This is a genomic window from Pararhizobium gei (assembly GCF_029223885.1).
In the GTDB taxonomy this organism is placed as follows: domain Bacteria; phylum Pseudomonadota; class Alphaproteobacteria; order Rhizobiales; family Rhizobiaceae; genus Pararhizobium; species Pararhizobium gei.
The window spans coordinates 3,621,707-3,640,635 of record NZ_CP119409.1; the positions used below are offsets into that span (position 1 = coordinate 3,621,707).

At 60.3% G+C, this 18,929-nt stretch carries 23 protein-coding genes; 11 read left to right on the forward strand and 12 right to left on the reverse strand.

The features are described from left to right. Positions 1 to 7 precede the first annotated feature (7 nt). From PY308_RS17620 to PY308_RS17630, 3 genes are all read right to left on the reverse strand, one after another. Positions 8 to 418, reverse strand: a complete 411-nt coding sequence (locus PY308_RS17620; RefSeq protein WP_275785166.1) for a proton-translocating transhydrogenase family protein — start codon at positions 416 to 418, stop codon at positions 8 to 10. 61 nt (positions 419 to 479) lie between these two features. Further along, positions 480 to 1,637: a Re/Si-specific NAD(P)(+) transhydrogenase subunit alpha gene (locus PY308_RS17625; protein ID WP_275785168.1), complete on the reverse strand. Its 1,158-nt coding sequence runs from the start codon at positions 1,635 to 1,637 to the stop codon at positions 480 to 482. Between the two features lie 170 nt (positions 1,638 to 1,807). Beyond that, positions 1,808 to 2,032: an aa3-type cytochrome c oxidase subunit IV gene (locus tag PY308_RS17630; RefSeq protein ID WP_275785170.1), complete on the reverse strand. Its 225-nt coding sequence runs from the start codon at positions 2,030 to 2,032 to the stop codon at positions 1,808 to 1,810. Between the two features lie 295 nt (positions 2,033 to 2,327). Between PY308_RS17630 and PY308_RS17635 the strand changes: the two genes are divergently transcribed. Beyond that, the gene (locus tag PY308_RS17635) at positions 2,328 to 3,110 is read left to right on the forward strand and encodes a gamma-glutamyl-gamma-aminobutyrate hydrolase family protein (RefSeq protein WP_275785172.1); all 783 of its coding nucleotides are present in this window, start codon (positions 2,328 to 2,330) and stop codon (positions 3,108 to 3,110) included. On the opposite strand, the gene PY308_RS17640 is transcribed toward PY308_RS17635, so the two are convergent. The 3 genes from PY308_RS17640 to PY308_RS17650 form a co-directional block, all read right to left on the reverse strand. After that, positions 3,091 to 4,059, reverse strand: a complete 969-nt coding sequence (locus PY308_RS17640) for a 2-hydroxyacid dehydrogenase (protein ID WP_275785174.1) — start codon at positions 4,057 to 4,059, stop codon at positions 3,091 to 3,093. The genes PY308_RS17635 and PY308_RS17640 overlap by 20 nt on opposite strands. 22 nt (positions 4,060 to 4,081) lie before the next feature. Further along, positions 4,082 to 5,110 (reverse strand): LacI family DNA-binding transcriptional regulator, encoded by a 1,029-nt coding sequence (locus PY308_RS17645; RefSeq protein WP_275785175.1) that lies wholly within the window; start codon positions 5,108 to 5,110, stop codon positions 4,082 to 4,084. 102 nt (positions 5,111 to 5,212) lie between these two features. Next, positions 5,213 to 5,713 carry a MarR family winged helix-turn-helix transcriptional regulator gene (locus tag PY308_RS17650; protein ID WP_275785177.1) on the reverse strand — a complete coding sequence of 167 codons (501 nt, stop codon included), beginning with the start codon at positions 5,711 to 5,713 and terminating at the stop codon, positions 5,213 to 5,215. A 93-nt stretch (positions 5,714 to 5,806) separates the two neighbouring features. Between PY308_RS17650 and PY308_RS17655 the strand changes: the two genes are divergently transcribed. The 3 genes from PY308_RS17655 to PY308_RS17665 all read left to right on the forward strand — a co-directional run bounded on the left by PY308_RS17655 (position 5,807) and on the right by PY308_RS17665 (position 8,822). After that, positions 5,807 to 6,604, forward strand: a complete 798-nt coding sequence (locus tag PY308_RS17655; protein ID WP_275785178.1) for a creatininase family protein — start codon at positions 5,807 to 5,809, stop codon at positions 6,602 to 6,604. Between the two features lie 92 nt (positions 6,605 to 6,696). Next, complete coding sequence (locus tag PY308_RS17660; protein WP_275785179.1) at positions 6,697 to 7,833, forward strand: CobW family GTP-binding protein; 1,137 nt, start codon at positions 6,697 to 6,699, stop codon at positions 7,831 to 7,833. Then, positions 7,833 to 8,822 carry a WD40 repeat domain-containing protein gene (locus tag PY308_RS17665; RefSeq protein ID WP_275785180.1) on the forward strand — a complete coding sequence of 330 codons (990 nt, stop codon included), beginning with the start codon at positions 7,833 to 7,835 and terminating at the stop codon, positions 8,820 to 8,822. The genes PY308_RS17660 and PY308_RS17665 overlap by 1 nt, the downstream gene beginning before the upstream one ends. A 177-nt stretch (positions 8,823 to 8,999) precedes the next feature. Here PY308_RS17665 and PY308_RS17670 read toward each other — a convergent pair whose 3' ends face one another. Together PY308_RS17670 and odc2 are read right to left on the reverse strand one after the other, a co-directional pair. Beyond that, positions 9,000 to 9,590 carry a GNAT family N-acetyltransferase gene (locus PY308_RS17670; protein WP_275785183.1) on the reverse strand — a complete coding sequence of 197 codons (591 nt, stop codon included), beginning with the start codon at positions 9,588 to 9,590 and terminating at the stop codon, positions 9,000 to 9,002. 87 nt (positions 9,591 to 9,677) lie between these two features. Then, positions 9,678 to 10,811 (reverse strand): ornithine/lysine decarboxylase, encoded by a 1,134-nt coding sequence (odc2, locus tag PY308_RS17675; RefSeq protein ID WP_275785185.1) that lies wholly within the window; start codon positions 10,809 to 10,811, stop codon positions 9,678 to 9,680. A 544-nt stretch (positions 10,812 to 11,355) separates the two neighbouring features. Between odc2 and PY308_RS17680 the strand changes: the two genes are divergently transcribed. From PY308_RS17680 to PY308_RS17690, 3 genes are all read left to right on the forward strand, one after another. Further along, the gene (locus PY308_RS17680; RefSeq protein WP_275785188.1) at positions 11,356 to 12,255 is read left to right on the forward strand and encodes a LysR family transcriptional regulator; all 900 of its coding nucleotides are present in this window, start codon (positions 11,356 to 11,358) and stop codon (positions 12,253 to 12,255) included. 107 nt (positions 12,256 to 12,362) lie between these two features. Then, positions 12,363 to 13,004 carry a DUF1007 family protein gene (locus PY308_RS17685; RefSeq protein ID WP_275785189.1) on the forward strand — a complete coding sequence of 214 codons (642 nt, stop codon included), beginning with the start codon at positions 12,363 to 12,365 and terminating at the stop codon, positions 13,002 to 13,004. After that, the gene (locus PY308_RS17690; RefSeq protein WP_275785190.1) at positions 12,998 to 14,020 is read left to right on the forward strand and encodes a nickel/cobalt transporter; all 1,023 of its coding nucleotides are present in this window, start codon (positions 12,998 to 13,000) and stop codon (positions 14,018 to 14,020) included. Before PY308_RS17685 ends, PY308_RS17690 begins: the two co-directional genes overlap by 7 nt. Positions 14,021 to 14,025: 5 nt before the next feature. Here the strand turns inward: PY308_RS17690 and PY308_RS17695 are convergent, their stop codons facing one another. From PY308_RS17695 to PY308_RS17705, 3 genes are all read right to left on the reverse strand, one after another. Then, positions 14,026 to 14,241, reverse strand: coding sequence for a hypothetical protein (locus PY308_RS17695; protein WP_275785192.1), 216 nt, complete (start codon positions 14,239 to 14,241; stop codon positions 14,026 to 14,028). After that, on the reverse strand, positions 14,238 to 14,930 hold the full coding sequence (locus tag PY308_RS17700; RefSeq protein WP_275785195.1) for a GNAT family N-acetyltransferase: 693 nt from the start codon (positions 14,928 to 14,930) through the stop codon (positions 14,238 to 14,240). The genes PY308_RS17695 and PY308_RS17700 overlap by 4 nt, the downstream gene beginning before the upstream one ends. 131 nt (positions 14,931 to 15,061) lie before the next feature. After that, entirely contained in the window at positions 15,062 to 15,832 is a 771-nt protein-coding gene (locus PY308_RS17705) for a tellurite resistance TerB family protein (protein ID WP_275785196.1), read from the reverse strand. A gap of 177 nt (positions 15,833 to 16,009) precedes the next feature. Between PY308_RS17705 and PY308_RS17710 the strand changes: the two genes are divergently transcribed. After that, the gene (locus PY308_RS17710; protein ID WP_275785197.1) at positions 16,010 to 16,450 is read left to right on the forward strand and encodes a hypothetical protein; all 441 of its coding nucleotides are present in this window, start codon (positions 16,010 to 16,012) and stop codon (positions 16,448 to 16,450) included. Here PY308_RS17710 and PY308_RS17715 read toward each other — a convergent pair. After that, positions 16,440 to 17,078 (reverse strand): 2-dehydro-3-deoxy-phosphogluconate aldolase, encoded by a 639-nt coding sequence (locus PY308_RS17715; protein ID WP_275785198.1) that lies wholly within the window; start codon positions 17,076 to 17,078, stop codon positions 16,440 to 16,442. The two genes, PY308_RS17710 and PY308_RS17715, sit on opposite strands and share 11 nt — an antisense overlap. A gap of 202 nt (positions 17,079 to 17,280) precedes the next feature. On the opposite strand from PY308_RS17715, the gene PY308_RS17720 reads away from it, so the two are divergent. The 3 genes from PY308_RS17720 (at position 17,281) to PY308_RS17730 (ending at position 18,908) form a co-directional block, all read left to right on the forward strand. Next, entirely contained in the window at positions 17,281 to 17,745 is a 465-nt protein-coding gene (locus PY308_RS17720) for a CYTH domain-containing protein (RefSeq protein ID WP_275785199.1), read from the forward strand. A 34-nt stretch (positions 17,746 to 17,779) separates the two neighbouring features. After that, positions 17,780 to 18,472 carry a helix-turn-helix transcriptional regulator gene (locus PY308_RS17725; RefSeq protein ID WP_275785200.1) on the forward strand — a complete coding sequence of 231 codons (693 nt, stop codon included), beginning with the start codon at positions 17,780 to 17,782 and terminating at the stop codon, positions 18,470 to 18,472. A 67-nt stretch (positions 18,473 to 18,539) separates the two neighbouring features. Then, entirely contained in the window at positions 18,540 to 18,908 is a 369-nt protein-coding gene (locus PY308_RS17730) for a VOC family protein (protein ID WP_275785203.1), read from the forward strand. Positions 18,909 to 18,929: the final 21 nt, after the last annotated feature.

An 18,929-nucleotide genomic window follows, 5' to 3' on the forward strand; every position in this document is an offset into this window, starting at 1 on the left:
CAGGCCCTCACTTGTCTTTTTTCTTGTACATGGCGAGCATGCGCTGAGTGACGAGGAACCCGCCGAAAATGTTGACCGAGGCAAGGACCAGCGCCACGAAGCCGAAGCCGGTGGCAAGCCCTGACGCCGAGATGCCGACGGCCAAAAGAGCCCCGACCACAATAACGGAGGAGATGGCATTGGTGACCGCCATCAGCGGCGTGTGAAGAGCGGGCGTCACCGACCAGACGACATAGTAGCCGACGAAGATCGACAGAACGAAGATCGCAAGTTGAAAGACAAAGGGGTCGATCGCGCCGCCGCTCAGCCCATGGGCAGCGGCACCCGCCGCTTCCGGAACATATTCGGCTGCCGTTCGCACAGCTTCGACCGCCCGGTCCAGGTCGCCGATTGCCTTGTCGAGTAGCTCATTGGCCATTACCATACCTCCCTTGGGCGGCAGTGCTTCCCCCGAAGCCCCGCGCGACCCTCTCCAAATCTCAAACTGTCTCGGAAATCGCGACAGGTGCTGGCGCAAAAGCCGGATGCACGACGACACCCCCATGCGTCAGCATTGTCGCCTTGACGAGTTCGTCGTCAAGGTCGAGCGCGATCGTCTTCGTTTCCTTCGAGACCATGGTCTCCAAAAAGGTGACAAGGTTCCTTGCGTAGAGCGCCGAGGCCGAGGCCGCGATACGGCCAGGCACATTGGTATAGCCAACGACCTTGACGCCTTCGACATCGGCGACCTGGTCGGCGACAGAACCTTCGACATTGCCGCCACGCTCGACAGCCAGATCGATGACGACGGAGCCTGGCTTCATCGCCTTCAGCATCTCATGGGTAATCAGCCGGGGCGCAGGACGGCCAGGAATCAGCGCCGTCGTGATCACGATATCCTGCTTGGCCAGATGCTCCGCCGTCAGCACCGCCTGTTTGGCCTGATAGGCTTCCGACATGGGCTTGGCATAACCGCCTGATGTCTCCGCCGCCTTGAATTCCTCATCCTCGACGGCAATGAATTTTGCGCCAAGCGAAGCCACCTGTTCCTTGGAGGCAGGGCGGACATCGGTGGCGGAAACGACGGCCCCAAGACGGCGCGCTGTGGCGATCGCCTGCAGGCCGGCAACTCCGGCGCCCATTACGAAAACCTTGGCCGCAGGCACCGTGCCCGCCGCCGTCATCATCATCGGCATGGCGCGATCATATTCATAGGCGGCGTCGATCACTGCCTGGTAGCCGGCCAAATTCGCCTGGCTCGACAGGACGTCCATTGATTGCGCGCGCGTGATGCGCGGCATCAGTTCCATCGCAAAGGCCGACACACCGGCACGGGCCAGTTCCGACAATGCGCTCTCGTTGCCATAGGGATCCATGATCGCCAGCACGATGGCGCCGGACTTGTAGAGGACAACTTCAGCGGAGGTCGGGCGGCGCACCTTCAAAACCACATCGGCCGAGCCGGCGTCGGTAGAGGATCCGATCCGCGCCCCCGCCTTTTCGAACTCAACGTCCGGAATACGGGACAAGGCACCGGCGCCCGCTTCAACGACAATGTCGAAACCAAGGCCGCTCAGCTTCTTCACGCTATCGGGCGATGCCGCAACCCGCGTTTCGCTCGATGTCGTTTCCAATGGAATGAATATGGTACCTGTCATTATGCCCCTCCCCTGACGCCGGCGCGGGAACGGACCGCGCCGCACCCGAACCAACCTGTCGATAGTCGCTTCCGTGACCGGCTGGCCACAGACGCTTATCCGGTCCGAAATCGGGCCGGATTGCACGGTCGCTCCCGGCGCGTCCGCTTCCTTGAAAATTAAACGGCCGATCAGCGCAGAAGCATGAAACCGGCGATGTTGAGGATGATGAACAGCAGGGTGGCGCCGAAGAACCCGACGCTGCTGAAAAATCCGGCTGCCATGGCGATCAGCAGCGCAACGCAGAAAATCGTGCCGAGCTTCGCGGCTCCGATAAAGAAATTATAGGTCTTCTCGTGCTCGGCATAATCCATCGGAGCGCCCGTCTCAGCCGGTCCGGAATGATGTTCAGCCATGGTGCCTGTCTCCCTCAATCTCATGGTCCCGACGCGAATGCCGCACACCATGCCTCGTCCAGAAATCTTCGCCCGCGACAGTGGCGGCCTGCAGGCCGTTTCCCGGTCATAGTTGCCCTTACACAATGTGACGGTCAAGCGCAACGAAAACTCGGCAAATCGGCCCGCGGCAAAAGTCGTCCGCCGCCCGGGTAGCCGGGACAAGGAAATGCCTTTGCGAATTCCCCTGCGGCATGGCAAAACGCGATCAGCCAAGCCCGCCGCGCCGCGGGTATTCCTTCCGTGGAGACCTTCGATGCCGAAGCCTGTCATTGCCATACCCGCCGATTTCAGAAGCTTCGATGGCAATGTCTGGCATGCCACACCGCATCAATATGTCCGCGCCGCAGTGGAAGGCTCAGGCGTAATGGTCTTCCTCGTTCCGGCGCTGGAAGCCGGCAATGACGCGGACGAGATTCTGGATCGGGTCGATGGCGTTCTGATCAGCGGGTCGCGCACCAATGTGCATCCCGCACTCTACGGAAAAGAAGCCAGCGAAACCGACGGGCCATTCGATCCCGGCCGCGACGCGACGAGCCTGCCGCTGATCCGCCGGGCCTTGGAGCGCGGTGTGCCGCTTCTCGCGATCTGTCGCGGCATACAGGAACTGAATGTCGCGCTGGGGGGTACGCTCGCCAGCGAAATCCAGGAAATGCCCGGCATATGGGATCATCGCAAACCCGACGTTCCGGACCTCGACATGGCCTACGGCATCCGCCAGACGATTACCGTCAGGGAAGGAACATGCCTTGCTTCCGTGCTGGGGGCCGGCGAAGTTCAGGTGAACTCCCTGCATCGCCAGGCGATTTCCCAGACGGCGCCCCGTCTCGCGGTCGAGGCAGTTGCAGAGGACGGAACCATCGAGGCCGTCTCGGTGATCGACGCCAAAGCCTTCGCCGTCGGTGTCCAGTGGCATCCGGAATACTGGGTCGGCCGCGACGGGCCGTCCTCGACGCTTTTTCAGGCCTTTGGCGACGCGGTCAGGACCTACGCCGCCGCGAAAGGCAAAGTCTGCCCTGTCAGCCTGCCTGCCGCTTAAACGGCGTTTCCGGCACCGGCGTGAGCGCAGCGCCGGTTTCGAACCATGCGACCAGATTATCGACAACCAGATCGCCCATGGCATTCCGCGTTGCCTGCGAGGCGGACCCGACATGGGGCAACAGCGATACATTCGGCAGCGCCAGCAGGCCATCCGGCACATGCGGCTCGGCTTCGAAGACATCAAGCCCTGCACCGGCGATGACGCCGCGTTGCAGAGCATCGACCAGGGCTGCCTCATCCACGGTCGTACCCCGGCCCATGTTCACAAGAATGCCATTTGCGCCAAGCGCTTGCAGCACCTCGGCATTCACCGTCCGGTAGGTGCTGTCCGTCCCAGGCACGATCACGACGATCGTATCGACGGCTTGCGCCATGCTCAACAGCGTCGGATAGTGCTTGTAGGCGAGCCCCTCGCGCGGCGTGCGGGTATGGTAAGCGATCGCAACGCCGAAGCTTTCGAGGCGTTTTGCAATTGCCAGCCCGATACGCCCGAGCCCGTAGAGGCCGACCGTGCGACCGCGCAACGTCAGCGGCGAGAGCGGAAAGGCGCCGTCACTCACCCAACGGCCGGCGCGCAGCCATTGTTCGGCCGCGGGAAGCCGGCGCAGCGTATTGAGCAAGAGCGCAATGGTCGTGTCTGCAACCTCGTCCGTCAGAACATCGGGTGTATTTGTCACAACAACGTTGCGGCTGGCTGCGCGCTCGACATCGACACCGTCATAGCCGACGCCGAAATTCGCAATGATTTCAAGATCAGGCAAAATATCGAAAAAAGCCGGCGCAAGTTTGCCCTGTACGGCAATGCCGCCGATTCCTGAAGCAATCTCGGGTGTGATCAGCGCCGGGTCGGATGAAACCGGAACCAGTTCGAAATGCTGCGGAAGACGGTCGAGAACGTGTTTGTTCATGTTTCCGGGCACGAGAATGCGGTGACGGCCTTGCGGCATTGCTTGCTCCTTGCGTGTTGCGTCAGTCGTTCGGGTTAGGTCGCAGCGGGCCGGTCGATTGGCGAATTCGCATTTCCGGCTTGATCAGGTGGATGCCGTCCGGCTCATGGCTGCCATTCAGCTTGTCGAGCAGCGCGCGGGCAGCGCTCCGGCCGACATCGGACTGACCGTTCCACACGGTGGTCAGCGCCGGAGTGGATAGGGAGGCTTCCTCAAGATCGTCGTAACCGGTAACCGACACGTCTCTGCCAGGGACAAGGCCGGCGCGGGCGATGCCGTTCATCATGCCGATGGCAACCAGGTCGTTCCAGCAGACGACTGCCGTCGGCTTTTGCGGCAGGGAAAGCAGATGCACCGCAGCCTCGAAGCCGCCTTGCATCGAACGCGGGCCGGGAATGCGCAGGTCGGGATCGACATCGATATTGGCTTTACGCAAGGCGTTGACATAGCCTTGGTGCCGGTCCCGCCCGGTGGACGTCTGATCGGTGCCGCCGACCATCGCGATAACCTTGTGGCCAAGACTGATCAGATGATTGGTGGCAAGCTGTATTCCGTAAGCATCATCGCCGCGGAAGATCGGGACATCAAGCCCTTCGATCGAGCGGGCGATCAGGATAGCCGGCATGCCGTTGTCCTCGGCCAGCAGAATATCTTCCGGGGGCGTGCCGATGGCCGGCGACATGATGACACCGTCACCGCCGAGTTGCAGAAGGGTCTCGATAAACGCCCTTTGCTTTTCGACGGAATCATAATGGTTGGAAAGGATGAAAGTCTGCCGGTCGCGATCGAGTTCGGCTTCGATCGCCTTGAGAATTTCACCGTAGAACGGGTTCATGATGTCGTGAACGACAACGCCGATGATCCCGGAGCGTGATGTGCGTAGACTGGCGGCGCGGCGATTGTAGATGTAGCCCAGCGCCCTCGCCTGCTCCTTGATCTTGTCGCGGGTCATGGCGGCGACCAGCGGACTGTCGCGCAGGGCCAGCGAAACCGTTGCCGTGGACACACCAAGTGTTTCAGCAATGGTCGAAAGCTTGATCTTTTGCGCCACGTTTCCCCCCTGACGACGATCGGCTGTATACCGCTTGTTTTTTAATTACGCTTTAAACTGTTTAAATTGGCAGGGCAACCGACAAGTCAAGGCCTGCTTCAATCACTCCTCAAGACCGGTTCCCTGCAGGTTCGCGTCCACGGCGCGCAAAAGCTTCATCAATGTCTTCATCTGCTTTTCAGTCAGTCCCCTCGTCGCCATTTCCTCGGAGGCTCTGCCCGCTTCGGCGATCAGTTGAAGCCGGTCCCGACCGGTTGCCGTCAGATAGACCTTCGTCAACCGCGCGTCGTCGTCATCGGCCCTGCGCTCGACAAAACCCTGGGCTTCCATCCGACCGATCGTCCGGGTCATGGTCGGCGCCTTGACGCCCAGTTTCGCCGCAAGCATTCCGGCAGTCAGACCGTCGTTTTCGGCCAGCGCCAGCATGACGCCGTCCTGACCGGCATAGAGGCCGCTTTCCAGAAGATTGCGGGACAGCACCGTGCGCATCGAACGCGCCGCCTGGACAAGGACGGAAGCAAGATCCGGCGCATCGGCGACAATGTCGTGATGCTTCTTCTTCAGCGCCTTGGCCTTCTTTTCGGCCTTGCTCTTCTTTCCCATCGGTCCTCCACCAAATTTCTTGCGCAGCCGCCGGTCCACTGTATGACTCGACACCATCACCGCCGCAAGTAGACCAGGGGACGAAAGACAACCATGGCACTCCCCGCACCGCATTGGAAAGACAATGTTTCCGGTCTTTCACCCGAAGCGCGCGCAGACTGGATCGCGGTTTTGCCGCTTGGCGCATACGAGCAGCACGGGCCGCATCTTCCCTTCGACACCGATACGCTGATTGCGCAAGGTTTGGTCGAAAGGATCATTTCCGACCTGCCACAGGATCTGCCGGCGACTTTCCTGCCGGTCGAGCCTATCGGTTATTCGATCGAGCACATGGATATCCAGGGCACCCGCACGCTCGGCTATGACGATGCGATTGGGCGCTGGATCGGGATTGCGGGTGAATTGCACCAACTTGGCATCCGCAAACTTGTCATGCTGAATGCCCATGGCGGCAATGCTCCGCTGATGACCATCGTTGCCACCGAGGCACGGGTAAGGTTCAATATGCTGGCGGTCGCGACCAGCTGGACGCGCTTCGGGCAGCCGGACGGCTGGATGACACCGCAAGACAAGGCGATCGACATTCATGGCGGCGATATCGAGACATCGGTGATGCTGGCACTTCACCCTGGAAAGGTCATGATGGCGAAAGCAGACCGGTTCGGCTCGCGGCAAAGCGAATTTTCTGCAAGATTCAAGCACCTGCGTGCTTACGGTCCACATGCCTTCGGCTGGAAGATGTCCGATCTCAACAAAACCGGCGTCGCCGGAAACGCCTTGGCGGCAACGGCAGAGCGCGGCGAGCAACTGATTGGCCATGCGGTTTCGGGCTTCATCGAGTTGCTGGAGGATGTGGCAAGCTTCGATCCTTCCGTCCTTTCAAACCGGTGAAAGTTTGAGCGCGGGATTTGCGCTGGCGTCTCCCATCTCCTATATCAGCAGCTACCGGCGCAAAACGCGCATCCAAAATTCAAGGTTTTCCCATGACCGAAGCAACGCCCGTCAAGCCCATTCCCGTCACCGTACTCACCGGCTATCTAGGTGCCGGCAAGACGACGCTTCTCAATCGGATTCTGTCGGAAAGTCACGGCAAGAAATATGCGGTCATCGTCAATGAATTTGGCGAGATCGGCATCGATAATGATCTGATCGTCGAGTCGGACGAGGAAATCTACGAGATGAACAATGGCTGCGTCTGCTGCACGGTGCGCGGCGACCTGATCCGTGTTGTGGAAGGCCTGATGCGCCGCCCCGGCCGGTTCGATGCGATCATCGTCGAGACCACGGGCCTTGCCGATCCGGTCCCCGTCGCGCAGACCTTTTTCATGGACGACGACGTGCGCGCCAAGACCGAGCTCGATGCAGTCGTTGCGCTCGTCGACGCAAAGCACCTGCCGCTGCGCCTGAAGGACAGCCGCGAGGCGGAAGACCAGATCGCCTTCGCTGACGTCGTGCTTCTCAACAAGACGGACCTCGTGACACCGGAGGAACTGGCAAAGGTCGAAGCGACGGTCCGCGTCATCAATCCCTATGCGCGCATCCACCGGACGCAGCGCTCGGAAATCGACCTGTCTCAGGTTCTGAACCAGGGCGCCTTCAACCTGGAGCGGGCGCTGGAAAACGATCCGCATTTCCTCGATCAGGACGATCATCATCACCATGATCACGCCTGCGGCCCCGACTGCAACCACGACCATGGGCACGACCATGCGCACGACCACCATGGTCACGATCACCACAATCATGATCACGACCATCATGACCATAGCCATCACGACCACGCTCCCTCCGCGATCCATGATGTCACGGTCCAGTCGGTATCGTTGCGCGGCGGCGAAATGAACCCGGACCGCTTTTTCCCCTGGATCCAGAAGATCACCCAGACGGAAGGCCCGAACATCCTGCGGCTGAAGGGCATCATCGCCTTCAAGGGCGATGCCGAGCGCTACGTCGTCCAGGGCGTGCACATGATCATCGAGGGAGATCACCAGCGGCCGTGGAAAGACGGCGAAAAGCATGAAAGCCGTCTCGTCTTCATCGGACGGGAGCTGGACAAGGAAAAGCTGGAGCGCACCTTCAAGGCCTGCGAGGCCGCGCCGGCAGAGGTCGCAGCCGAATAATGCCCACAGTTGCTCCTCTCGATCTTGAAGGCCACGTCGCAGGCGTGGCCTTTCTCGGCGACATCCCCGTGTTCGCCGAATCCTCCGGCTTGATCCATCGTCTCGACCACGGCCATAAAACCGTGGAGGCGCATGAGGGCCTTCTCGCCTGCATACGCGACGAGGCGAGCGACACGCTTTTGACCGGCGGCGAGGATGGCAGGGTGCTGCGCGTGCAGGCCGATGGCACGGTGACCGAACTCGCCAGCGTCCCGCGCAAATGGATTTCACAGGTTGCGGCGGGACCACAAGGCGCTGTCGGCTACGCCTATGGCAAGACGGCGCATGTGCGCCTTGCAGACGGCACGGTGAGGGACTTCGCCGAGGAACGCACCGTCGAAGGCATAGCCTTTGCCCCGAAAGGCATGCGCATCGCGCTTGCCCGCTACAATGGCGTGTCGATGCATTGGGTGGCCATGGCCGGCCAGCCGGTCGAGCTGGAATGGAAAGGCGCCCATACCGGCGTCACCTTCTCCCCCGATGGCCGTTTTGTCGTGACCACCATGCAGGAAAACGCCCTGCATGGCTGGAAGCTCGATACCAAACCAGGCGCCGAGACGCGGCACATGCGCATGACCGGCTATCCGGCCAAGGTCAAATCCGTGTCATGGTCTGCCAAGGGGAAATGGCTGGCCTCTTCCGGCGCGCCGGCCGCTATCGTCTGGCCCTTCCAGGCCAAGGACGGCCCGATGGGCAAGGCGCCGCTGGAACTCGGCACCCGCGCCAATATCATGGTGACGCAGGTCTGCTGTCACCCGGTCGAGGACATCGCCGCGATCGGCTATGCCGATGGCATGATCATGGTGGTGCGCTTTGCCGACAGCAAGGAAGTGCTGTTGCGCCGCCCCGGCAAGGGCGCGATTACCGCCATGGCCTGGAACAGGAACGGCCGCCAGCTGGCATTCGGCAGCGAAGCCGGCGATTGCGGCGTGGTCGATATTTCGGGGTGAACCAACTAAATCTGTGACGCAAATCAGCATCACAGCTTCGAAGGCCCCAAGAACCCTCCACCTGCGGCCGAACAAGGCAACAGTCTGTCAACCTTGTGAAAAGGGCCTGCTTGCAATGTCCTGCATGGAGTGGCAGGCGAGATGCATCATCACAAGATGCATCCCCGAAGCCTGAAATCAGGCTGCCCGGCGCAATTTCGGCACGGCGAGCTTTCGGCCGCTGGCAACCAGCATGCCAGCAGCATCTTCCAGCCAATCTTCTGTGAGTTCCAGCGCCAGGAACCGGTGGCGCTCGAAAGGACCCGGCATGACAAGATGCTGGGCCTTTGCGGCAAAGAAACCGAAACGCTCGTAGTAGGGTGCATCGCCGACCAGCAGGATGGCGCCATGGCCGCGGCTCTTCGCCTCGGCGATCGCGGCCCGCATCAGCGCGCCACCGATGCCCTTGCCCTCATGGGCAGCGTCCACGGCAAGCGGACCGAGCAACAGGGCATTCACTGCCAAGCCATCGCGGCCAACGCCGGCTTCGACATTCCACAGGCGCACCGTGGCAATCACATGCCCGTCCGGATCGCGGGCGACGAGCGCCAGCCCTTCGGCAGGCACGCGGTCGCGGCGCAAGGTCTCGGACGACTTGCGGCGGCGGTTCGGACCCATGGCACGGTCCAACAGGTTTTCGCGCGCGACGACGTCGCCCGGATTCTCTGTGTCGATGATGAAGGCATTCTGCGCCAGGAAAGCGCGGACAGAATCAAGAACAGCGGCCATGTCGGCCTCCCGTACCCAATACCGTGATAAGCGGCGATGAAAGATGATTGTGAATTTGGCTGCTCCGGCCGAAGCCGGAGCAAACCCTTAGATGACGTAGGACTTCAGCGGGTCGAAGCCGTTGAAGGCGACGGCCGAGTAGGTCGTCGTATAGGCGCCGGTGCCTTCGATCAGAACCTCGTCGCCGATCGTCAGGGACAGCGGCAGCGGATACATGTTCTTCTCGTACATCACGTCGGCCGAATCGCAGGTCGGGCCGGCGAGCACGCACGGTTCCATTTCGCCGGCGTCGTGCGCCGTGCGGATCGGGTAACGGATCGCCTCGTCCATGGTTTCGGCGAGACCGCCGAACTTGCCGATGTCGAGGAACACCCAGCGGTGGTTGTCGTTATCCGACTTCTTCGAAATCAGAACGACTTCAGCCTTGATGACGCCGGCATTGCCGACCATGCCGCGGCCCGGCTCGATGATGGTTTCCGGCAGGTTGTTGCCGAAGTGCTTGCGCAGCGCCGAAAAGATCGCCTTACCGTAGGCTTCCGCCGACGGCACGTCGCGCAGGTACTTGGTCGGAAAACCGCCGCCCATATTGACCATCTTGAGCTCGATGCCCTGCTTGGCCAACTGCACGAAGACGCGCTTGGCATCGGAAAGAGCCGAATCCCACGCATCGACCTTGGTCATCTGCGAACCGACGTGGAACGAGACGCCGTGCGATACGAGACCAAGCTGATGGGCATAGACGAGAACGTCCACGGCCATCTGCGGAACGCAGCCGAACTTGCGCGACAGGGGCCATTCGGCGCCTTCTCCATCGGTCAGGACACGGCAGAACACACGGGCGCCGGGAGCGGCACGGGAAATCTTCTCAACTTCCTCATGGCTATCGACGGCAAACAGCGAAACGCCGAGCGCATGCGCCTTGGCGATGTCGCGCTCCTTCTTGATGGTGTTGCCGTAAGAAATGCGCGAAGCGGTCGCGCCGGCGTCGAGCGCCATCTCGATTTCAGCCACGCCGGCGCAATCGAAGTTGGAGCCCATCGATGCGAGCAGACGCAGGATTTCCGGCGACGGATTTGCCTTGACGGCATAGTAGATCGAGCTGTCCGGCAGGGCATGACGGAAAGCCTTGAAATTGTCGCGCACGACATCGAGATCGACCACAAGGCATGGGCCTTCGGGACGTCGGGTGTTCAAAAAGTCGATGATGCGTGCAGTCGTCATGGTAGTCCCCAATCTGTTAGGCTCCGGAAACCGGAGGACAAAGGGCATATGCGAGCACGTGCTGGGACCAGCCGGTGGAGACCCCGGAACCAGACATGCGCATAATGCGCGGTTGTGTGAACAACGCTCCGCCAAGAGCTTCGTTCGGCTTTGTCTGCCATGGATTGGAGGGGGAACCCTACCGCACTTCAGGCAATGAAGGTGTGCCTCTTCAGTAACCCCCGCTGATGGAAAGCAGGGAGAGAACAAAAAGGCCCGCACCGTCGTTGCTTCAGATGTCCTCGCATCTTCCGGTTGGCCGGAGGAGCGACTGGAGGGGTTAATTCCAGGTACCTTACCGATTTCCTCACCAAATTCGAGGGTCGGCGGACACCCATGGGCACGTGCGACTTTGGGCTGAGGGGGAGATAAGAAAAAACCGTGTCGTAATCAAGGCCTTTTTTCTGTCAGAGCAGTTTTTTTGAATGGACAGGATCGGGCGAACCGTTCACATTTCCTGAACAGTCGCGTCAAGCGCCATCAACATGCACGGAACCCGTCTTTCATGGATACACTAACCCGCATTCGCGCCTTTATTGACGTGGTGGATGCAGAGGGCTTTTCCGCCGCTGCCCGAAAGATCGGGCGCTCCAAGGCGCTGCTGTCCAAATATGTGCGTGAACTGGAGGACGAACTCGGTGCCCTCCTCCTCAACCGCACCACACGGCAATTTTCGCTGACCGAGGCTGGACATGTCTATTATCGCACGGCCTCGGAAATCCTGAAGGAAATCGATAACCTCGCCGACCTCGTGCGCGCCGGCAATTCCGATCTCAAGGGGCGCTTGCGCATTTCGGCGCCGCGAACTTTCGTCGATGCGGAAATCGGGCAGTCGCTGATCGATTTCGGCAAAGCACATCCGGAATTGTCGCTCGAGATCATTTCCGACGACCGGTTTGTCGATCTCGTCGAGGAAGGCTTCGACGTGGCGATACGCATCACGAAACTCGAAGACTCAACGCTGATCGCCCGGAAGCTTGACGACTTCCAGGTACAGATTTGCGCCTCGCCGGATTTTCTGAAGAAAAGCGGACCTATCGACCATCCCTCGGAATTGTCGCGCCATGCCTGTATCATCGACACCAACGGCCGTTCCTACAGCAATTGGCGCTTCGTCGATCCTGACGGCACCAGCTTCAGCGTTCCCGTCGGCGGTCCGATCGAAATCAACAGCCCCCTTGCTGCGGTACGCGCTGCCGAATCGAGCATGGGCATTGCCGCAATCCCTGAATTCATCTCGCGACCGAAGATTGCGGCGGGCTTGCTCGTTCCGATCCTGCAAACCTATTTGCCCAAGGATCGAGGTATCTACGCAATCTATCCGCATCGGCGCTACCTGCCGACGAAGGTGCGCACGCTGGTCGATTTCCTGCATGACTGGTTTCGGAAAAACGCGACGGCGTAACGAATGTGCCGCAGGCAAAGTCCCAATTTCGTCCCATTTTGCAAACAATGCATAGGGCATCACCAGAAGGTGCGCGCGACGCGGACAGCGAAGAGATTGATGAACCCATGAAGCCATCCTCCCTTGTTCTTGTATCCGCGGTTTGTCTTGCTCCCTGCGCCGCCCTCGCGCATCCGCATATCTTTGCCGAAGCACGGCTGGAAATCGTGGCGGATGCCACCAATCAGATCACGGAATTGCGCAATGTCTGGCGATTCGACGAATTGTTCTCTTCCAGCGTCGTCATGGATTTCGACAAGAATTCCAACGCGCAGCTGGACGCCGACGAACTGCAGGAGGTCGGCCAGACGGTTCTCGATTCGCTTCAGGAGTATAATTATTACACGACCATCATGGACAACGGAAAATCGGTAAAGGTCACCAGGCCCGACGCGATCGCCGCCGACTACAAGGACGGGCAGCTACTGTTGATGTTCTCCGTCAAGCCGGCAGAGCCTGTTCCGCTGAAGGGCAGCATGTCCTTCGGCGTTTACGATCCGACAATGTACACAGCCATGGACTTCCCGACGGACGGGGATCTGGTCGCGGTTGGCGAGCAATTGAACGCCTGCGCGCACAAGGTCGTTCGGCCGGACCCAGACGAAGTCCTGGCGCAGAATCAGGCAAGCCTGACCGATGCGTTTTTCACCGACCCGACGGGAACAGACATGTCGAAGATGTTTGCGACGAGGATCGAGTTCCAATGCTGAGCACGCCGCATCGGGGACGTGTTTTCCTCACGGCGCTCGCGGTAACGGCCCTTTTCGCTGCTGCCGCCCACGCACAATCGCCGCTCGGGATCGGCACTGCGGAGCCATCCTTCCAGACGACGGGCATCTTCGGCGGCTTCTTCGCCTGGGTGAACATGGAGCAGCAACGCTTCTACCATACACTGACGACGGCGCTGAAGGGAATGCGCGAAAACCCTTGGCACCTCTGGTCGTTGATCGGCCTTTCCTTTGCCTATGGCGTCTTCCATGCCGCCGGCCCCGGCCACGGCAAAGCCGTGATCTCCTCCTACATGATCGCCAACGAGACCGAGCTAAAGCGCGGCGTCTTTCTCTCCTTCGTTTCGTCCTTGATGCAGGGCGCCGTTGCCATCCTTCTGGTCGGCGCCGCCTATCTCGTGCTGCGCGGATCGTCCATAACGATGACGCAGGCGACCCATTTTCTTGAAGTGACGAGCTACGCGCTGATCGCCGCTTTCGGCGGCTGGCTGCTGTTTCGCAAGATCAGAAGCTTACTGGAGACCCGGTCGTCCGTCACCGACAGCCATAGGCATCGGCACGATCTCTATTCAGGCCACGGCCATCATCATGAGGCCGGACACAGCCACGCGGCCGGCGACGTCTGCGCGACCTGCGGTCACGCCCATGCGCCCGATCCGTCCATGCTGAAAGGCGACCGCTTTGCCCTTCGCGAAGCCTGGTCTGCTATCGTCGCCGTCGGGCTGCGCCCCTGCTCCGGCGCGCTGATCGTCCTCAGTTTCGCGCTGTTGAACGGGCTGTTTCTCGGCGGCGTCCTGTCCGTCTTCGCCATGTCCATCGGCACCGCCATCACGGTGTCGGTCCTTGCGACGCTTGCCGTGACAGCCAAAGATTTCGCCGTCCGCTATGCCGGGAACGGTAACGCGGCAATGCGTATCACGAACGGGATCGAAATATCGGGCGCGGTGCTGGTTCTCGTGCTCGGCATCGTGTTGCTCGGCGCGGCTCTGCAGGGCTGAGAACGTCAAAGCCCCCTGCGCCGCTGGTAGCGGGCCCGCAGCCAAAATATCATGAAGAAAGCCAGCACGAAAGCGGCCCCGACCGCAGCCGCAAGCCAGGGCGAGATCTCGCCCAGGAACAGCATGATTGCCGGCAGCACGAAAAAGCCGGCGCCGACGACCAGCAGGATAATCGCCGCAGCGATAGCCGGCGACCGCTCTTTCTTCTCTGGAAGGCTCATGCCGTCTCCTCTTTCACCAAGGCCGCGCGAATATCATCGAGCCTGCGTTTCTGGCTGCCGTCTTCCGCAAAATTTTCCGGTGAAAGCCAGGACTCGAACGCTTCCCTCAGCAACGGCCACTCACCGTCGATCATCGAAAACCAGGCCGTATCGCGATTGGCGCGCTTTGAGAGCATATGCTGGCGGAAGACACCTTCAAAGGTAAAACCAAGGCGACGGGCCGCGGTTTTGCTCGGCTCGTTGCGGTTGTCGCATTTCCACTCGTAGCGGCGGTAACCCAGATCCTCGAAGGCGTGCTTCGCCATCAGATAATGGACCTCGGTCGACAGCGGCGATCGCGCCATGGCCGCGGAATGTGCGACGCCGCCGACTTCGACCACGCCGTTGGCTGGATCAGGGCGCATGTAATTCGCCATGCCGGCGACGGCCCCGCTACTCCTGTCTAGGAACACTTCCGTGATCCAGCCGGATTTCTGAACCGCCGTCAGCCATGCATCGAAATCTTCGACGCCACGGAAATCGTCCTGTGCAAAATATTGGAGACGGGCATTGATGGCGAGGCCGCCGAAGGCCTGCCAAAGCGCGCCCAGATGCGCTGTGCGATCATAGGGTACGATGCGGACATAACGGCCTTCGAGTGTCACCGGCGCCGGCGCCGGACAGCCTGTCCAGTTGGTCAGATCCTGCATTCTCCGCTCTCCTGTCAAACGTCCGAAACCGGCGAACCTGACAGCCAACCGGTTTGCGATAGATTTCAGGAGGCATAGGACAGCTCAGACGGCTGTACAAATGCAAACTGGTGATGGATCCATCACCGGGATCACCAAGGTGATTTGATCGGTGTTTCGCCTGTCTGGGGAACCGAACTGCGTGGCGCAGCCACAGCGACATCGCCGGCCGCGGTTTTGGCAGATGATACAGTTGCCTCGATATGATCGACCAAGGCATCGGGAAGACCGAGACGGCCAGCCAGAAGATCGAGATAACCGCGCTCCGCCCGGCTGTCGGGCTCGATAGCGAGGCGCGATGCCGTGTACAGTTCAACCCGCTCTTCCTCGGTGCGAGCGGCAGAGACGATGGTATCAAGATCGACCGGACTTGCCAGCTCGTCCTTCAGGAACTGTTCGGATTCCGAATCCAGGCCGGAAAGTTTGACCTTGTCCATGATCCGCGCCCGCTCGGCCTCGTCTATGTGACCATCGGCGCGGGCGGCTGCGATCATGGCCCGCACAAGCACGAGAACGAAGTCGTTGCGGATGACCGCTGGCTCGAAACCGGAGTCTGCCGGCGGCGGCAACAGTTCCGGCTGTGTCTGTGGTGTTGTCGCCACGGGCGCGTTGCCAGCCTGGTAATTCTTGTAAGCCTGGTAGCCGAGGCCGGCAATGGCAGCGAGGCCGCCAAGTTTCAGGGCCGTGCCTGCCACCTCCCGGCCCGTGCCTGTGCCAAGCAGGATTGCGGCAAGGGCACCGGTCTTCAGGGGATTGTCCTTCGCAACCTGCGTCAACTGTCCAGCGCGATCACGTACGGAACCGCCTGCTCCCGGAACCTGAGAGCCGAGGAATTGGTCCAGCAATTTCTTCGCGTCAAACATACGGGCACACTCCGTTGGCCGGTTGAACTTGGATGTGAAATAGGAAGGACGGAAAGCAAACTCAATGAAACAGGTGTTTTAACCGTGTGTTCGTCTTGAAACCCGGGACGCCGGATCTCGCCATCTGTGATTTTCCGTCAGCGTGAAGTCGGTGCGATATTTTCGAAGATTGTGGTCATGAACGACAGTAATCTCTATCCAGTCCGGCAGTACAGACTGGTGCAGGAATGGCAGGCACCAATGAAAAGGCGTGTCACCCCAAAAAATCGTAACGGGGTCCGTTTCGGCGTTCTCGACCCGGAGAACTTCGCAGAGCACATCTTTAAACACAAAAGCTCGTTTATGGAAAAATGCTTTTTCGTGAACGACCCTGAAGACGTCGGGCTTTTCTTCGACAAAAGCATCGAGCGCCGAGAAATCGCCGGCTCGATACACAAGGTCGAGATCACGATGTGGTCCCGGAGGGCGGAGGCCCAAAAGCTCTTCGGCCCAGCCGCCGAAGAGATCGACGACGATACCGCCGTCACGCAAGGCACCGACGGCTTCCCGAACCAGTGCTGTCGTATTGCTCATATCCGCCCCCGACATGGGCCAAGACAGATGGACTTCAACCCCTGAGCGCGAAGGCTTCGGCGGCAAGCCTTGTAATGCCGGCCCAATCACCCTTTGCGACGAGATCCTTCGGCGCGACCCAGGAACCGCCGACGCAAACGACGTTCGGCAGCGACAGATACTCCCTGGCATTCGACAGGGAAATCCCTCCGGTCGGGCAGAACAGCGTTCCGGCGAGCGGGGATGACAGCGATTTCAGATAGGCCGCGCCGCCAGCCTGTTCGGCCGGGAAGAACTTCATTACCTCGTAGCCTTCCTCGCGCAAGCCCATGACCTCGCTCGCAGTGGCAGCACCCGGCAGCAAAGGAATGTCGGAATCGTTGGCCGCATCGATCAGTTCCTGCGTCGTGCCGGGGCTAACGATGAACTGCGAGCCTGCCTCGACGGCGGCTTCGAACTGAGCCGCATTGAGAATGGTTCCGGCGCCGGCCACGGCGCCTTCCACCTCGTTTGCGACAGCCCGGATGGCTTCCAGTGCCGCCGGCGTGCGCAGGGTAATCTCGATTGCCCTCAGACCGCCCGCGACCAGCGCGCGTGCCAACGGGACCGCAATCGACAGGTCATCGATGATCAGCACAGGAACGACGGGCTGCAGTTTCAGAACGGAAAGTAGGTGATCCGATTTCTTGCTCATGGCGAACGCCTCTGTCTTTAAAACGATTGAAATGTGCAGTCGAAATACGCCTCCCGTCCAGATTTGTCGAGACGGAAGACGTGAATCCTATCCGATAACGGCATCGCTGTCATGACAACCGCATCACCCGTCCGATCGGCCAGGCCATGCCTTGCTGCGGGGCGAAAATTCTATAATCTGGCCGAAAGGATATGGGACGCGCATGGCCAAGGAAATAGAACGGAAATTTCTTGTCTCATCCGATGGCTGGCGCGCACGGGCCGATCGTGGCACATCTCTGCTTCAGGCCTATGTCGTTACGATGGACGACCGCTCGACACGCGTCCGGTTGCTGGACGATGCCCATGCCAGATTGACGATAAAGATTGGCAGCGGGCCTCTGACACGCGACGAGTTCGAGTACGACATTCCCGTTGCCGATGCCAGAGATCTGATCGCAAAGGCGATCGGCGTCATCATCGAGAAAACCCGCTACAGGGTGGAGCACGAGGGTTTCATGTGGGAAATCGATGTCTATGCCGGCGTCCATCTCGGACTGGTTATTGCGGAGGTTGAAATGAGGACGGAGGCCGACAAGCCTGATCTGCCTCCATGGCTGGGCACCGAAGTGACCGGCGACCCGCGCTATTCGAACCAGTCCCTTGCGACCCTCCCTGTCGGGTTTTAAGCGATCTTGCCGATCCACGGCCATATGGTGAGACATGTCACGTTCCGCCCGTTTGCTCGATCTCATCCAGCTTTTGCGCACCCATCGGCGCCCGGTCAGTGGCAGTGTTCTGGCCGAGCGCATGGGGATCAGCCTGCGCACGCTCTACCGGGATGTCGCGACGCTGCAGGCGCAGGGTGCCGATATCCAAGGCGCGCCGGGGTTCGGCTATGTCCTGCGGCCCGGTTTTCTGATGCCGCCGATGATGCTCAGTGAGGAGGAAATCGAGGCGCTGGTGCTTGGCGCCCGCTGGGTGGCGGCCTGTGCCGATGATGGACTTAAGGACGCGGCCCGCAACGCCATTACGAAGATCGCCGCCGTACTGCCTGCCGATCTCAGGCACGAGTTGGAGACCAACTCGCTGCTCGTCTCCTCAAAACTCAGACCGAAGGTCGGCAGCACGGACATGGCCGTCCTGCGCGACGCGATCAGGCAGGGGTTCAAGCTCGACATCGGCTATGCCGATATAAATGGCCGCACGACAAGCAGGCGCGTCTGGCCCTTCGCGCTCGGCTACTTCGAGGAAACGCGCGTGCTCGCCGCCTGGTGCGAACTGCGCGACGATTTCCGCCATTTCCGCGCCGAACGGATCGGCTCCATGATCGTGACCGACCAGCGCGTGCCGCAGACGCGACAACAGCTTTTGGCCGAATGGCGGCGTGTGCACAACATCCCGAGCGACATGTAATTCCTGCTGCCAGAAACTGACAGCATGCCGCGATAGACCGTCTCTGCTCATATGAGGGAGACACATCATGAAAGCAGACTATATCCTCCTTGCCGTCGATAATCCGGCTGAAAGCGCCAATTTCTATCAGCTGGTATTCGGCGCCACACCACTCGAACTTTCACCCGGTTTCGCGCTTTTCGAGATGAACGAGACCACCAAGCTCGGTCTCTGGGCCAGAAAGAACATAGAGCCGAAGGTGATCGTGGATGCAGGCGGAAGCGAAATCGCCATATCCGTCGAGGGTCGCGAAAGCGTCGACTCTTTGCATTCCGAATGGATCAGGAAAGGCGTTACGATCCTGCAGGAGCCCGTGGCGATGGACTTTGGCTACACCTTTACCGGCAGCGATCCCGATGGTCACCGTTTGCGGGTCTTCACACCGGATGGCATCTGAGCAGGCATGCGGCCCGGAGCA